Genomic DNA, 15067 nt, shown 5'->3' on the forward strand with positions numbered 1-15067 from the left:
CCCGAAGCCTCAGGGACAATGGCGCGCATGAACTTCAATGCCATCGACCTGCGCCTGTTCATTGCGATCGCACAAAAATCCAGCATCACGCATGGTGCCGACACGCGGCATCTGTCCCTCGCGGCGGCCAGTGCGCGCGTGAAAGCGCTGGAAGACGCGGCCGGCGTGCCATTGCTGATTCGAAAGGCTCGGGGCGTGGCGCTCACCCCGGCGGGCGAGGCCTTTTTGCACCATGCGCGCGCCATCCTGCGCCAAACCGAGGCCCTGCGCGCGGAGCTCAACGAGTACTCGCGCGGCCTGCGCGGCCACGTGCGGGTGCACGCCAACACCACCGCCTTCACCGACATCCTGCCCCAGGTGCTGCCGGGCTTTCTCAAGGCGCACCCGCGCGTCAACGTGGAATTGCAGGAGCGCCAGAATGCCGAGATCCTGACCGACGTGCTCGACTGCAGCGCCGATCTGGGCATCGTCTCGGCCAGGGTGAATGCTCCCGGCATCAAGGCCATGCACTTCAGCACCGACCGGTTGGTGCTGGTGGTGCCGCGCAGCCACCGGTTCGCTCGCCGCAAGCAGATGGCCTTTGCCGACACGCTGGACGAAGACTTCGTCGGCATGCACCCGAGCAGCACGCTCACCGAGTTTCTGGCGTCGATGACGGCAGGCACCGGCAAGCCCATGCGCATCCGGGTGCAGCTCTCCAACTTCGACGCGGTCTGCCGCATGATCGGCACCGGCGTGGGCATCGGCATCGTGCCGGCCAGCAGCGCGCGGCGCAGCCTGGTCGACATGCCGCTCGTGCAGGTGGAGCTCAAGGACGCGTGGCGGGTGCGCGAGCGCTTCGTCATCTCGCGCGAAGGCGAGCCGTTGCCGGCGTTCGCGCAGGCGCTGGTGGATGCGTTGGTGGCGTTCCACGCGCCCGATGCAGGAAAAGTGTGAAGCGCACCGATAAGCCGGATTCTGTGCATCCGGGTTGCCCCGGATGTGACCGCCATTCATCTGGGCCGGGGGTCACCCCCCGGCTCGGTGCTACCTACCCGCCGACTCCGCGGAACCACGTCAACGTCGGCCTATTTGGTATTGCTGCGCGTAGAGATTGCCCGTTTCACCCGCACTGAAGCGGCTCGTCTCTGTTGCTCTGATCCTCACCTTAGGGCCCATCGAGCGAACTCTCAAGGCTTGTCGGCGGAGAGGTGTTACCTCCTACGCTGTCCTGTGCAGTCCGGACGTTCCTCCAGCACACCCTTTCGGGATGTCGTGCCAGCGGCGGTCTGGTGCGCTTCACGGCAGGAATTATCGCCCCTGTTCGCCACCTCTCTTGCCGACCCATCAGGATGGCGTGGCACGGGCCCCCAACAACTCTTTCAACAGCGCTGCCATTCTGGCCGCTGCCGGCGACAACGACCGCCCTGCCAGCGTGACGGTGGCAATCGTGCGCACCATGCGTGGGCGAACGATCTTGACCTTGTGGATCGACGGCGGCAGCCATTCCGGCACCGCGATCGCGGGGATCACGGCGGCTCCCAGGCCCGCTGCGGCCATAGAGATCAAGGTTTGCGACTGCATGAACTGGTAACGCGTGGCGAGTTCCAACCGCTGTGAAGCCAGCGCCTTTTCCACAATGTCCCGCAACGCCGTGCCCTGCTCCAGCACCAACAAGGGCATGCGGGACAGGGCTTTCAGCGTGATCGACGGCGCAGGTCCGTCATGCCATGCACGCGGCACCAGCGCTACCATTTCGTCCAGCAGCAGACGCTCAAACACGAGATCGGCCGCATCGAACTCTACGCTCACACCAAGATCGACCTCGCCCCTGCGCACGCTTTCGTACAGCGCTGCGGCGGTGATTTCGCGCACATACACACGAATACCCGGGTAGCGCTGCCCGAACGCCACCAGCACCTGGGCCAGGCAACTGCTCGCGATCGTGGGCGCACAAGCCAGGTACACGACACCGCGCTGCAAACTGGCCGTCTCTCTCGACTCGATCAGGCCAGCCTCCACCTCTGCCATTGCCCGACGCACGTGTTGCAGCAAGCGTTCGCCATCCTGGGTCAGCCGAACCTGGCGCGTGGTGCGGTGGAACAGCGACAACCCCAACTGCTCTTCGAGCTGCCGGATCTGACTGCTCACGGCCGATCCAGACCGGTGCGAACGGTCCGCTGCCACCCGAAAACTTTGGGCATTGCCCACCAACATGAAGGTGTGCAACAGCTTGAGGTTGATGGCACTGGGCAGCGATGGGAAGTCGGTCATCTCAATCTCAATGGGGCGCGCTGGCGACAAAGACGGATTGTCCCGAAAAACATCTCAATCAACAAGAATATCGCGTTTGTCAAAAGCATCTACCTAAACCTAGACTGCGCCTCGCAGACAAACGACACCCCGGACGCATCTCGACACCCGCGCGTTCGACATCGGTGATCGACCACCATCCAGCGCATCTGCGCCGACAGGAGACACACCATGCCACCCATGACCACACGCTCGTTCCTGCGCGCCGCCAGCGCGCTGGTGTTGAGCGCCACAATCCTCGCGCCCCAGGTGCACGCCGAACCCGGCTATCCCAGCAAGCCCATCCTGATCGTCGCCCCCTTCCCGCCCGGCAATTCGTCGGATGTGGCCGCTCGCATCCTGGGGGAATACCTGTCCGGCAAACTCGGCAAACCCGTCATCGTCGAGAACAAGACTGGTGCGTCCGGTCAGATCGGCACCGGTTTTGTCGCCCGGTCGCAGCCGGACGGCCACACTTTGCTGATGACATCGACCTCGTCGACCATCAGCCCGGCGATCTACCGCTCCATCCCCTACAACATCCTGACCGACTTCACACCGATCCTGCGCGTGGCGGTGGCGCCCATGGTGTTGCTGGTCCCGAAGAACGCGCCATACGACCGCCTGGAAGACTTTGTCGGCGCCGTGCGCCAACAGCCAGGGCAATTTGCCTACGCCACCGCCGGTTCGGGCACGATCCAGCACCTGACCTCGGCGGCATTCCTTGCGCGCCTGAACCTGAACGTGCAAAACGTGCCGTACCGGGGAAGCCCCCAAGCTCTCACCGACCTGATCGGCGGCCAGGTGCAGTTCATGTTCGACGCGGTTCTCTCGGCCCGTCCCCACATCGAATCCGGCAAGCTCAAGCCATTGGCGGTGGCCAGCCTGCAACCGGTGGCCATGTTGCCCAATGCACGTACGGCAGCGTCTTCGACGCTGACGGATCTGCGCGACTTCGAAATTGAGGGTTGGGTCGGTCTGATGGGGCCCAAAGGCATTCCTGCGTCGATCAGCCAACGGCTCAATGCCGTGCTGCAGGAAGGCATGCGGGACCCCGCCTTGCGCGAGCGGCTGGGCAACGCGGGAATCACGCTGGCGCCGCCCAACACGCCGGCGCAATTCGCGGCCTTCCTTCGCACCGACGAACGCCGCTGGGGCGACATCGCCACGGCCGCTCAAATCCCCAAGGAGTGAGGGATGCCGTCCGAAGCAGCAGCCGTGGCCGCGCTGGTCGCTCTGTTGACGCAGGCGTCGGCGGGTGCGGCCTACGAAGCCGCTGGCCAGAGCGGCGCGCTGGCGCCCGAGATCCGGTCACTGGTGCCCGACACCTTGTGTGTGGGCACGGCTTTCACGGTTCAGACACCGTCCGGCGCGTGCAACGCAATCGTGGAGGCGGTCGACCAGGCGCCTCCCGGTTCGGTCATCGTGATCGATGCGGGCGAGACGGGCACGGCCTGCACATGGGGCGGCACAGCCGCGTCCATCGCCCAAAGGCGCGGCATTGCCGGCATCGTCAGCAGTGCCTACGTCCGCGACGTGGTCGCGTTGCGCGCCGATCGTTTCCCGGTCTTCGCGCGCGGCACCGTGGCACATGGCTGGAAACGCGGCTGTGGCGGCACAAGCGGGGTTCCCGTGTGCATCGGCGGCCAATGGATCCACCCGGGCGACGCCCTGTGCGCCGACGACGACGGTGTGGTGGTCATTCCACGCGCGACAGCGGCCAATGCCTTGCTCGCGCTGCGGGCACGGCTGGCCTTCGAACACGAAACCGAACGCATGCTGGCCAATGGCGGAAGCTATGCCCAAGTGATGCAGGCCAAAGCACACCTGGCGTCGCGCCTCCCACCTGTCACCCAGACCCCACGCCACCGAGGAGATTCCATTTGAGCACCCGCATCGCGCAAACCGCGACCGAGAAAATTCTGGCGCGTGCCAGTGGATTGCGCCACGTGCGGGCCGGCGAGGTGGTGTCACCGCAACCGGACCTGGTGATCCTGCACGACGGGTACATCGAAACGGCCCACCGGGAACTGTCGGCATTGGGCTATGCCTCGATCGTCCGCCCGGAGCGGGTGATGTTCGTGACGGATCACGAGGTTGCCTACGCCAGCCCCAAGGCCGCTTTGCGAGGCAAGAAGATCCGCGACATCGCGCGCGCCTGGGGCGTCGGGCAATTTTTCGATGTGGGGCGCGGCGGCCATGGCCACCTGTTCCCGCTCGAAAGAGGCTTCGTGCAACCGGGCATGTATTTGTCCTGCTACGACATGCACTGCACCACCTTTGGTGCCGTGGGCGCATTGGCCACGGCACCAGGGCCTGAAATCACGACGGTGCTGGCCTGTGGCACCTTGTGGGAGCAGGTGCCCGCCACCGTGCGTGTGGAACTGCGCGGCACACCCGGGCCTGCGGTCAGCGCACGGGACATCGGGTTTCACATCACGACCTTGTTTGCGCGGGGCGAGCTGCCCGCACAGCACGACAACCGCGTGATCGAATTCTGCGGCGACTTCGCCGATCGTCTGCCCCGCTCAGAACGGGTCGCCCTGTGCAACTCGCTAACCGAGATCGGTGTGGCGAATGTGCTGTTCCACCCCATCGATGGTGGAGCCCCTGTCGGTGCTGCAGACTGGCGCAGCGACGCCGACGCCGCATTCGAGTCGGTCATATCGCTCGACATCTCGGCGCTAGGCCCTCAGGTGGCTCTGCCGGGCGGACCGCACCACGGGGTCGACATTGACAGCGTGACCGGCCAACACGTGGACCACACCTACATCGGCTCCTGCGGCTCCGGCATGTACGAGGACTTCGTGGCTGCGGCCAGCGTGCTCCATGGCCGGCGCATCGCGGAGCACGTGCGCTTGTTCATCGTGCCAGGAACGGTGGACACCGCTCAACGCCTCGTCACCGAGGGTCTGCAATCGACCTTCCTCGCCGCGGGTGCCGTGGTGCTGCCGCCCGGTTGCGGCCCCTGTGCCGGCGGGATCATGGGCCCGATGGCCGATGGCGAAGTGTCCATTTCGACCGCCGCCACCAACCACTCAGGTCGGTTCGGATCGCGCACCTCGCAGGCCTATCTCGCCAGTCCCTGGACAGTGGCCGCGTCGGCGGTGCAAGGCCGCATCACAGACCCCAGAACGCTCCTGCCCAACACCACGCAACACCCATGAACCACTTCCAAAAAACCGGGTTCTGCCACGTGTTTGGCGACGACCTTCCACTGGACGAGGGCCTGATCCCGTTCCAGATGGCCATCGAACGCATCGATGACCCGGCCCTGCTCGTGCCGGAGCTGCTGCGCGCGGTGTCCCCGTCCTTCGCCGCTCGGGTGCAACAGGGCGACATCCTGGTGGCCGGGCGGCGGTTCGCGTGCGGCAAACCACACTTCCAGGGGTTCATCGCCATGGCCGCATTGGGCATGTCCGCGCTGTGCGAATCCATCCCCTACAAGTCTTTGCGCGGTGCGATTTCCAAAGGCGTTCCGGTGCTAAGCCAGGTGCGCAACGACCACGGCCAGTTCCGGGACGGAGACCGCGTCACGATCGACTTCATGACCGGCGAAGTCACCAACCATTCGCAAGGCACCGCTCAGCGCGTGGCCGCTTTGCCACCCGTGTTGACCGACATCGTGATGCGCGGCGGCTCACGCGGCTTTCTGGCCGACTGGCTGCGCGAGCATCCGCAAGCTGCCACGGCGTCACCCCCGGTTCAGCGACACACCCCCGCCTAGAACCGGGCCGCACGTCCTCGACGGGGATACGGCCCGCCCCTCGTCTACACCAGCCGCTCAATCTTGCGGTGGCGCCACACAAAACGGTAGTAACCAGTCTGCAGCACCAGCATGGCGACGTAGGCCACCGGGAACGCGACCCACACACCGGCCAGGCCCATCTGGGCATTGAGCAGGTACGCCGCAGGCAGTTGCACGCCGAGGATGCAGAACACCGAAATCGCCATCGGCACCATCACGTCGCCACTTGCGCGCATGAGCCCGCCCACAATGGCCTGAAAACCGAACACCAGGATGCTCCACAACATGATGTGCAGCAGATGCTCGGCCTGCGCGCGCACGATGGGGTCGGGCAGGAACAGTCCCATCAGCTTGTGCGAGAGGACGTAGCCCAGCAACACCAGGCTGCCGGTGAGTGCCAGGTTCAGCCAGAGGCCGGTGCGCAGGATCGGGCTCAGGCGCTCGACACGGCCCGCCCCAATGGACTGCGCCGCGAGAATGGATGCGGTGATCGCGATCGACAGCGCGGGGAACTGCACGTAGTTCACCACCTGCGTAACCGCGCCGTACGCAGCCGTGGCCTGCGAGCCATGGCCGTTGACGAGTGCAAGGATGATCAACTCCGACAGCGAGATCACCACCATCTGCAAGCCCGTGGGCAAACCGATGCGCATCACCTTGCCGAGGATGGCGCGGTCCAGCTTGAGCGCGCCCAGCAGTTCGCGATCAAACGCCAGCACGTGGTGCCGCCGCCCCAGACGCCACACCAGAAAGCCCAGTGCCGCCGCGTACGACACCAATCCCGCGTAAGCCGCGCTTTGAATGCCCAGACGCGGCAGCCCCAGCCAGCCCTGGATGAGCGCAGGGGTCAGCAGCAGACCCAGCGCTGTCGACAGCAGCAACGCGATCAGGGGCGACACGGTATCGCTCACGCCGCGCAGCAACTGCGTAAACAGAATGAACACCAGCAGCAGCGGCATGATGAGCAACATCACCCGCGCATAGGCCACGGCGTCGTCGATCACGTCCAGCGGCGTGCCCAAGGCCTGCATGGCCGGACGCGCAAACGCCACGCCCAAGACGGCCGCCACCACACCGATCAACGCGCCCAACACCAGGGCCGTGCCCGCGATGGACTTGACCTTGTGCGGCTCCCGCGCCCCCCAGGCCTGTCCGATAAGGACGGACGCGCCCGCGCCGATGCCAATCACCAGCGAGATGAAGAAGAACACGATCGGGAACATACCCGACACCGCAGCCAGCGCGTGCGTGCCCAGCATCTGGCCAATGAAGATGCCATTGAGAGTGCCCGACAACCCTTGCAGGATGTTGGACAGCACCATGGGCACGAGGAAGACAAGGTAGACGCGCCAGAGCGGGCCTTGGGGAGCGTTGAACATGCAGATTCCGGGACGATTAATGCAAAAAATAGGTCATGCGGACGGTGCAGCGGCCTCGGGCGCGAAAGCGTTGCGCGCCAACCAGGCCAGGTGCGACTGCACGTCGGGCGGCCAGTCGGCGATGCTGCGGGCAAAGGCTTCGGCATCTTGCCCGAACAGCGCGCGCGACGCTTCCTCAAAGCCGGCGAATCCACCGGCGATGGCGCTCATGAAACGGTAGGCGCGCTCCTTGGCTTGTCGCCAGCCATCTCGCTCGGCGTGGGTGCGGCGCGCTTCTTCCACCAAGCGCCGCAACGCCGCGGACGCACCGCCAGGCTGCTGCGCGAGCCACTCCCAGTGGCGCGGCAACAGCGTGACCTCGCGCGCCACCACGCCCATGCGAGGCCGTCCCACTTGCGGGGCCGCCGCAGCAACGGGCTCGGCAGCAGCGGCAGAAGGGGTGGCGGGATAGCCGGGTGGCCATGGGTGATCGACTTGGGCGCCGGTGGCGTCGTCGAACACCAACAATTCACCCCCGCCCGACAAGCCCAGCGAGGAGAGGGCCTGCGCCACGGCTGCGTAAGAGCCGAAGGCGACGCGGCGCGCGCCGAGAAACGCGGTGCAACTGGGATCTGTGGATGTGGTCATGCGGCACATTTTACCCGGGTTTAATAATTTCACCCGGATTATTTAACAACACGCTCATTGGCGACAATACGCGGGCCTTTCAACGTCATCTGCTTGATCACCACAAGCCACACGACACCCCATGATCCGCCTCTCCGAACTCAAACTGCCGCTGGCCGCCGTACCAGCGGAACACCGCCGTGCGGCCGACGCGCCCACCGAAACCCAGGACGACCGCCAGCCCCCACCGCACCCGGCAGACGCGCTGACCGCGCTCGCCGCCACCGCACTGGGCATCGAAGCGGCGCAAATCGCCGCGCTGCAGGTCTTCAAGCGCAGCTTCGACGCGCGCAAGGCCGATTTGCTCGCGGTGTACATCGTCGACGTGACGCTGACCGATCCGGCACAGGAAGCCGCCTTGTTGGCCACCCACGCAGGCCACCCGCACATCCAGCCCACGCCCGACATGGCCTGGCACGCGCACGGCCACGCCGCCGCACACTGGCCCACTGACGAACGCGACCGCCCCGTGGTGGTGGGCCTGGGACCGTGCGGCCTGTTCGCCGCGTTGGCACTGGCGCAGATGGGCTTCCGGCCGATCGTGCTCGAGCGCGGCAAGCCGGTGCGCGAACGCACAAGGGACACCTGGGGCCTGTGGCGCAAGCACGTGCTCAACCCCGAGAGCAACGTGCAATACGGCGAAGGCGGCGCGGGCCTGTTCTCCGACGGCAAGCTCTACAGCCAGATCAAGGACCCGCGCTTCCTCGGCCGCAAGGTCATGCACGAGTTCGTGGAGGCGGGCGCGCCGCCTGAAATCCTGTACACCGCACACCCCCACATCGGCACCTTCCGGCTGGTGCGCGTGGTCGAAGCCATGCGCGAAAAAATCATCGCGCTGGGTGGCGAGATCCGCTTCCAGCACCAGGTCTGCGGCATCGGCCTGGCGCGCGACGGTGAAGCCCAGCGCATCGACACATTGCAAGTGCGCCGGCTCGACACGGATGAGACTTTCACCTTGCCAGTGAACCGCGTGGTGCTCGCGCTCGGCCACAGCTCGCGTGACACGTTTGCGCGGCTCTGGGACGCCGGGGTCTTCCTGGAAGCCAAGCCGTTCTCCGTCGGCTTTCGCATCGAACACCCGCAAGGCGTGATCGACCGCGCGCGCTGGGGCCGGCACGCGGGCCACCCGTTGTTGGGCGCGGCCGACTACAAGCTGGTGCACCACGCGAAGAATGGGCGCACGGTCTACAGCTTCTGCATGTGCCCGGGTGGGATGGTGGTGGCGGCCACCTCCGAGCCCGGGCGCGTCGTCACCAACGGCATGAGCCAGTACTCGCGCAACGAGCGCAACGCGAATGCCGGGATCGTGGTCGGCATCGAACCGGTCGACTTCCCGCAATCGTTTCCACAGGACGCGCCCCTGTGGAGCGCCGCTTTCGGCGAGGCCGACGGCGTGCGCTACGCCGAGCAGGCCCGTGTGCTCGTTGAGGAAGGCAAGAGCCATCCCTTGGCCGGCGTGGTGCTGCAGCGCCAGCTGGAGGCGCGCGCCTACGAGCTCGGTGGCCACAACTACAACGCACCGGCGCAGCGGGTCGGCGACTTCCTGAAGCAGCAGGCGTCCAGCGCGCTGGGCGAGGTGGAACCGTCGTACCAGCCCGGGGTGAAACTGGGCGACCTCGCCCCTGCCCTGCCCGGCTACGCCATCGAGGCCATGCGCGAGGCCTTGCCGGTGTTCGGCCGCAAGATCAAGGGCTACGACATGCCCGACGCGGTGCTCACCGGCGTGGAAACACGCACTTCGTCACCGCTGCGCATCACGCGCGGCGCGGAGAATTTCCAGAGTCTGAACACGCGCGGCCTGTACCCGGCCGGCGAAGGTGCGGGCTATGCGGGCGGCATCCTGTCGGCCGGTGTGGACGGCCTGAAAGTGGCCGAAGCGCTGGTGCGCGATCTGCTCGGCGGCGCGCAAAATCCGGGAACCCCGTAAGACCGCACGAATCTTTACAGCGTGGGCATGCGAACTTGACACTGGCAACGCATGCTTCAGGTCATTCCATCAGGAGTTCCCCATGAAAACCCCCGTTCTTGTTCCCGTGATGTCCGGCCTCATCGCCCTCGCCGGTGCTGGCGCGGTGCACGCGCAGGAAGCCCAAGGCCGTGTGATCAGCAGCACCCCCATCGTTCAGCAGGTGGCCGTGCCGCGCGAAGTCTGCAGCGATCAGCAAGTGACCTACCAAAGCCAGAATTCCGGCGCGGGCGCCTTGATGGGCGGGATCGCCGGTGGTGCGGTGGGCAATGCCATTGGGGACGGTGGCGGCCGCGCGGCGGCCACGGTCATCGGCCTCATCGGCGGCGCGATATTGGGCAACCGCATCGAAGGCCCTGGCCAGCCTTACACCGAGAACTACCGGCAGTGCGGCACCCAGACCTATTACGACAACCGCACCGTGGCCTACGACGTGGTGTACGAATACGCGGGCCAGCAATACCGCACGCAGATGGCCCAGGATCCGGGCCGCTATGTGCGGCTGAACGTCAGCCCCGCCGATGCCATGCCGCCACCGCCCCCAGTGACCTACCAGACCTACCCGCCACAGACGCAGTACGTCGAGCCCAATACGCGCATCACGATCGGCACCACCTTCTACCCGCATCCCGGCAGCGTGATGCCGATCAACGGCTACCGCTACGGTCCTGGCTACATGCCGCCACGGCACTATGCGCCGCCGCCTCCGCGCTGGAGCCGCGACCACTGGAATAGGTGACTCCCCCGCGCCGCCTGCGGCGTCACCCCCCAGGGGGCGCAGCTGGAGGCCGGCGAAGCCGGTTCCTCGGCTGCACTGGATGGGGGCACGCGCTCCGACCACAAGCGACCTTCCAGGTCGCTTTTTCTTTGCGCGATCTACGCTCCTCGGAATACGGGCTTTCGCCGTTCGATGAAAGCGGCCACGCCTTCGCGCGCGTCGGCGTTGGCGCGCATGGCCTGCTGCACCTCCAGTTCGCGGCGGAACTGGCGCTCGAAGTCCTGGTGAGCGCCTTCGTCGACCAATTGCCGGGTCCCCGCCAAGGCCCGGGTCGCGCCGGCCGCGAGTTTTGCCGCCAGCGCATGGGCCGCTGGCATCAGGTCCGCCTCATCGAAACATTCCGAGACCACGCCCCAGGCCAGGGCCTGCTCGGCGGGCAGCGGCTCGCTGGTCATCATCATGCGCAGCGCGCGGGTGCGGCCGATCGCGCGCGGCAGCAGGTAGGTGGAGCCGATGTCGGGCACCAGGCCCACGCCGCTGAAGAGCTGGATGAATTTCGCGGCACGCGACGCCAGCAGAATGTCGCCCGCCAGGGCCAGCGAAAAGCCGGCCCCGGCCGCCACGCCGTTGATGGCCATGACCACCGGCACCCGGCAGCGCCGAAGGTCCGCGATCGGCTGGTAGAACGAATCCATGTACACCTGCACGATGTCGGCGTCGAGCGGCGCGCGGCACTTCAGGTCTTGCCCGGAGCAGAAGCCCCGGCCCGCACCGGTCACGATCAACGCCCGGATGGCGTGGTCCGACTCGACAAGTTCCAGCGCCGTCTGCACCTCGCGCATCATGTCGAATGTCAAGGCGTTGAGCGCCTCGGGTCGGTTCAGCGTCAATACCGCCACGGCACCGACCTGGTCAAAAAGAATGTGGGTGAATGGCATGTACCCGCCTATGAGCCGATCGCGTAGCCACCGTTGACCGACAGGTGCTGGCCGGTGATGTAGCTCGCGGCGCCCGACAGCAGAAACGCCACCGGGCGCGACACTTCTTCCGCGCTCGCGAAACGGCCCATGGGCACCATCGCGAGCATGCGGTCACGGAACTTGTCGGCGCGCACGGTTTCGGTCATTTCGGTTTCCACGATACCGAAACACACTGAGTTCACGCGAATGCCCTTGGCTGCCCACTCGCGCGCCGCGCTCATGGTGATGCCCAGCACGCCCGCCTTGGCCGCGCCGTAGTTCACCTGGCCAATGGTGCCGCGCCGCGCCGCGTCCGATGAAATGTTCACGATGGATGCCGGCCCTGCATCGCCCGCCGCCAGGCGATCGAGCATGTGCTGGCCCACGGTCTTCAGACAGTAGAAGACGCCGGAGAGGTTGACGTCGATCACCTGCTGCCAGGTTTCGCTCGACATCTTGTGGATCATGGCCGCGCGGACGATGCCGGCGTTGTTCACCAAGCCGTGCACCGCGCCGTGGTTCGCCACCGCCTGCGCCACCATGGCCTGCACGAAATCGGCATCCGCCACCGAGCCGACGTGCGCCTGCGCGTGTGACGCGCCCAGTTCCTGCGCGAGCGCACGAACCTTGTCGCCCTGCGTGTCCACGAGGATCGCTTGCGCGCCCAGCGCAACCACCTGCCGTGCCACCGCTTCGCCAATCCCTTGGCCCGCGCCGGTGACGATGATGTTCTGGCCCTCAAGATGCATGGGATGGTTCATGTGCGGTGTCCGTGGAAGAGGTTCGGGTGGAAGATGCGGCGGCCTTGCACAGGCTCACGCGAGAACGAAACAGCTGTTCGATGTGGGGCGCCGCGTAGCCCGCCTCGGCCAGGATCTCGGCGCTTTGCTCGCCCAGCAGCGGCGGCAAGCGCCGGATCGACGAGGGCGATTCGCTGAAGCGCACGGGAGGATCGGTCATGCGCAAGCGGCCTTCGGTGGGGTGCTCCACGCTGCGCCAGAAACCCGTTGCGTTGAGTTGCGGGTCGTCCAGCAACGTCTCCTTGGTATGCACCCGCATGGCGGGCACCTGCACCGCATCGAGATCGCGCTCCCAGTCGTCGGCGCTGCGCGTGGCCACGATCTGCTCCAGCAAGGCGTACACCTCGCTTGAGTTCGCCACCCGCGTGGCAATGGATGCGAAGCAGGACCGGGCAAAGAGGTCTTCGCGGCCCGCGACGCGAAAGAAGTCGCGCCAGTTCTGGTCGGTGTAGGGCAACACGGCGAGGTAGTGTCCATCGAGCGTGCGGTAGGGCTTGCGCTCGGTGGTGAGGATGCGGGCATAGCCCATGCGGTCCAACGGTGGTTCGAAGCCCGCGCCATACAGGTGCTCGACCATCACGAAGTCCACCAGGCTCTCGAACATGGGCACTTCGATGGCCTGCCCAACGCCCGTGCGCCCGCGCCGCAGCAAGGCCGCGAGCACGGCCGAGACCACGTTGTAGGCCGTGGTCTTGTCGGCCATCACGGTCGGCACATAGCGCGGCTGGTCGGACACGGCGGCCTGCAGGTCCGCCAGTCCGCTGGCGGCCTGGATCACGTCGTCGTATGCCGGCTTGTCGGCCATGGGGCCGTCGGCGCGAAAGCCGTAGGTGGCGCAGTAGATGAGCCCGGGCTGCTCTTGCGCGAAGTGCTCGTAACCGAGTCCGAGCCGCGCGCAGACCTTGGGCCGCAGGTTGTGGATGAACACGTCGGCCGTCTTGACGATGGCCAACAGCGCCTCCCGACCTTCCGGGCGCGTCAGGTCGAGCGCGATGCTGCGCTTGTTGCGGTTGGTCGCAAGGTACAGCGCGGCCATGCCTTCGTTGCGGCGTGGGCCGAGCTGGCGCGTGATGTCGCCCTCCAGCGTTTCGACCTTGATCACGTCAGCGCCCATGTCGCCGAGCATCTGCGCGGCCCAGGGCCCGAGGATGACGGTAGTCAGTTCGACCACGCGGATGCCGTCGAGCGCGCCCTTGGATTCAACGCGTGCCATCGACAGCCTCCGCCAGCGCGATGAGGTTGCGCGCCTGTTTCAGGTGCGGCATGTCCAGCATCACACCATCGAGCCCGACGGTGCCCAGGCCCGGGTTGCTCTCGAACAGCTCGATCACGCGGCGCGCGTGCGCGATCTCCTCGGCCGATGGGGTGAAAGCACGGTTGATGACCTCGCACTGGTCCGGGTGGATCGCGACCTTGCCGATGAAGCCCGCGCGCCGGTCGCGCAGGCAGTCGGCCTCCAGTCCGGCCGCGTCGCGGAAGTTCAGGTACACCACGCCCACCGGCTGCACGTCGATGGCGCGCGCCGTGGCCAGGCACAACGAGCGGGCCAGCAGGAACGGGTGGTCGTACTCGCCGCTGCTCGGGTGGCGGTTGTCGCTCACGCCCAGCGCGGCCGCGAGGTCTTCGCCGCCCCAGGTCATGCCGACCAGGCGCGGCGGCACGTTTTCGAGGTAGGTGTGGAAGGTCAGCAGCGATGCGGCCGTTTCCGTGGCCACGCACAGAATCTTTGTCGCACCTGGCACCAGACCCTCGCGCACTTCGAGCGCGCTCAGGTACTGCGACAGGGTGTGGACCTCGGCGGCGGACTTCACCTTGGGCAACACAATGCCATCGGGCGCACCGGCCATCACCACCGCGAGGTCTTGCAGGGCGCTGTCGGTGTCCAGCGGGTTGATGCGCACGAAGAGCTTCTGGCGCGCGCGCTCCGTGTGGACCTTGAGGTAGTCGCGCACCATCTCGCGCGCGATGCCCCGGCGCGTGTGGGACACCGAGTCCTCCAGATCGAGCAGCAATACATCGGCGGGGTTCTCGCGGCCCTTCGCCAGCTTGCGCTCGCTGTCGCCCGGCACGAACAACCAGGAACGCGCGATCATGCCGGGCGCTTTCGCATCAGGCCGGTCCGCACGCAGTAGCAGATCTCCTGGCCGCGCTGGTTGAAGCCGGTGTGCTCGAAGGTCACCAGGCCCGCGGTCGGCCGCGACTGGCTTTCGCGCATCGCTTTGATGTGCGTCTCCACCCGCACCGTGTCGCCATGGAACAGCGGATGCTGGAAGCGGATGTCGGTCATGCCGAGGTTGCCCAGCGTGGTGCCGAGCGTGGTGTCGCACACGGTCACGCCGATCACCAGGCCGAGCGTGAACAGGCTGTTGACGATGCGTTGCCCATAGTCGGTTTGCTTGGCGAACTCCTCGTCGAGATGCAGCGGCTGCGGGTTGTGCGTCATCGCGCAGAACATGATGTTGTCCATCTCGGTCACAGTGCGCGTCAAGGCGTGCTGGAAGTTCATGCCGACCTGGAACTCTTCGTAGTACATACCTGCCATGGGTTCTCTCCGTGGGTG

15 protein-coding genes and 1 other RNA gene are annotated in these 15067 nt (G+C 66.3%); 7 read left to right on the forward strand and 9 right to left on the reverse strand.

Going from position 1 to position 15067, the window contains the following annotated elements; genetic code table 11:
- Positions 1-27: 27 nt before the first annotated feature.
- A complete protein-coding gene (locus F9K07_RS24675; protein WP_159595927.1) occupies positions 28-936 on the forward strand; it encodes a LysR family transcriptional regulator in 909 nt (302 codons plus the stop codon).
- On the opposite strand, the gene rnpB is transcribed toward F9K07_RS24675, so the two are convergent.
- Both rnpB and F9K07_RS24685 read right to left on the reverse strand, forming a co-directional pair.
- An RNA gene (rnpB, locus tag F9K07_RS24680) (RNase P RNA component class A) lies at positions 931-1280 on the reverse strand. The genes F9K07_RS24675 and rnpB overlap by 6 nt on opposite strands.
- A 46-nt stretch (positions 1281-1326) precedes the next feature.
- Entirely contained in the window at positions 1327-2253 is a 927-nt protein-coding gene (locus tag F9K07_RS24685) for a LysR family transcriptional regulator (RefSeq protein ID WP_159595928.1), read from the reverse strand.
- Positions 2254-2463: 210 nt separating this feature from the next.
- Here F9K07_RS24685 and F9K07_RS24690 point away from each other — a divergent pair, with 210 nt between their 5' ends.
- From F9K07_RS24690 to F9K07_RS24705, 4 genes are read left to right on the forward strand one after another with little or no spacing between them, the layout of a single operon-like run.
- Complete coding sequence (locus tag F9K07_RS24690; protein WP_159595929.1) at positions 2464-3465, forward strand: Bug family tripartite tricarboxylate transporter substrate binding protein; 1002 nt, start codon at positions 2464-2466, stop codon at positions 3463-3465.
- Between the two features lie 3 nt (positions 3466-3468).
- A complete protein-coding gene (locus F9K07_RS24695) occupies positions 3469-4158 on the forward strand; it encodes an RraA family protein (RefSeq protein ID WP_159595930.1) in 690 nt (229 codons plus the stop codon).
- Complete coding sequence (locus tag F9K07_RS24700; RefSeq protein WP_159595931.1) at positions 4155-5438, forward strand: 3-isopropylmalate dehydratase large subunit; 1284 nt, start codon at positions 4155-4157, stop codon at positions 5436-5438. Before F9K07_RS24695 ends, F9K07_RS24700 begins: the two co-directional genes overlap by 4 nt.
- On the forward strand, positions 5435-5998 hold the full coding sequence (locus F9K07_RS24705; RefSeq protein WP_159595932.1) for a 3-isopropylmalate dehydratase: 564 nt from the start codon (positions 5435-5437) through the stop codon (positions 5996-5998). Before F9K07_RS24700 ends, F9K07_RS24705 begins: the two co-directional genes overlap by 4 nt.
- A 44-nt stretch (positions 5999-6042) precedes the next feature.
- Here F9K07_RS24705 and F9K07_RS24710 read toward each other — a convergent pair whose 3' ends face one another.
- Together F9K07_RS24710 and F9K07_RS24715 are read right to left on the reverse strand one after the other, a co-directional pair.
- Entirely contained in the window at positions 6043-7398 is a 1356-nt protein-coding gene (locus F9K07_RS24710; protein WP_159595933.1) for an MATE family efflux transporter, read from the reverse strand.
- A gap of 33 nt (positions 7399-7431) precedes the next feature.
- Entirely contained in the window at positions 7432-8025 is a 594-nt protein-coding gene (locus F9K07_RS24715; protein ID WP_159595934.1) for a DUF2239 family protein, read from the reverse strand.
- Between the two features lie 121 nt (positions 8026-8146).
- On the opposite strand from F9K07_RS24715, the gene F9K07_RS24720 reads away from it, so the two are divergent.
- Both F9K07_RS24720 and F9K07_RS24725 read left to right on the forward strand, forming a co-directional pair.
- On the forward strand, positions 8147-9991 hold the full coding sequence (locus tag F9K07_RS24720; protein ID WP_159595935.1) for an NAD(P)/FAD-dependent oxidoreductase: 1845 nt from the start codon (positions 8147-8149) through the stop codon (positions 9989-9991).
- A gap of 82 nt (positions 9992-10073) precedes the next feature.
- Entirely contained in the window at positions 10074-10769 is a 696-nt protein-coding gene (locus tag F9K07_RS24725; protein ID WP_236581491.1) for a glycine zipper 2TM domain-containing protein, read from the forward strand.
- Positions 10770-10906: 137 nt separating this feature from the next.
- Here the strand turns inward: F9K07_RS24725 and F9K07_RS24730 are convergent, their stop codons facing one another.
- Genes F9K07_RS24730 through F9K07_RS24750 form a run of 5 tightly spaced genes read right to left on the reverse strand, consistent with a single transcriptional unit; the run spans position 10907 to position 15049 of the window.
- Entirely contained in the window at positions 10907-11686 is a 780-nt protein-coding gene (locus tag F9K07_RS24730) for an enoyl-CoA hydratase-related protein (protein ID WP_159595936.1), read from the reverse strand.
- Between the two features lie 8 nt (positions 11687-11694).
- Positions 11695-12468, reverse strand: a complete 774-nt coding sequence (locus tag F9K07_RS24735) for an SDR family NAD(P)-dependent oxidoreductase (RefSeq protein ID WP_159595937.1) — start codon at positions 12466-12468, stop codon at positions 11695-11697.
- Positions 12446-13720, reverse strand: a complete 1275-nt coding sequence (locus tag F9K07_RS24740; RefSeq protein ID WP_159595938.1) for a CaiB/BaiF CoA transferase family protein — start codon at positions 13718-13720, stop codon at positions 12446-12448. The genes F9K07_RS24735 and F9K07_RS24740 overlap by 23 nt, the downstream gene beginning before the upstream one ends.
- Positions 13707-14600: an HpcH/HpaI aldolase/citrate lyase family protein gene (locus tag F9K07_RS24745; RefSeq protein ID WP_159595939.1), complete on the reverse strand. Its 894-nt coding sequence runs from the start codon at positions 14598-14600 to the stop codon at positions 13707-13709. The genes F9K07_RS24740 and F9K07_RS24745 overlap by 14 nt, the downstream gene beginning before the upstream one ends.
- Positions 14597-15049, reverse strand: coding sequence for a MaoC family dehydratase (locus F9K07_RS24750; protein WP_159595940.1), 453 nt, complete (start codon positions 15047-15049; stop codon positions 14597-14599). The genes F9K07_RS24745 and F9K07_RS24750 overlap by 4 nt, the downstream gene beginning before the upstream one ends.
- Positions 15050-15067: the final 18 nt, after the last annotated feature.

Origin of the sequence: Hydrogenophaga sp. BPS33, assembly GCF_009859475.1 — a bacterium.
GTDB lineage: Bacteria > Pseudomonadota > Gammaproteobacteria > Burkholderiales > Burkholderiaceae_C > Hydrogenophaga.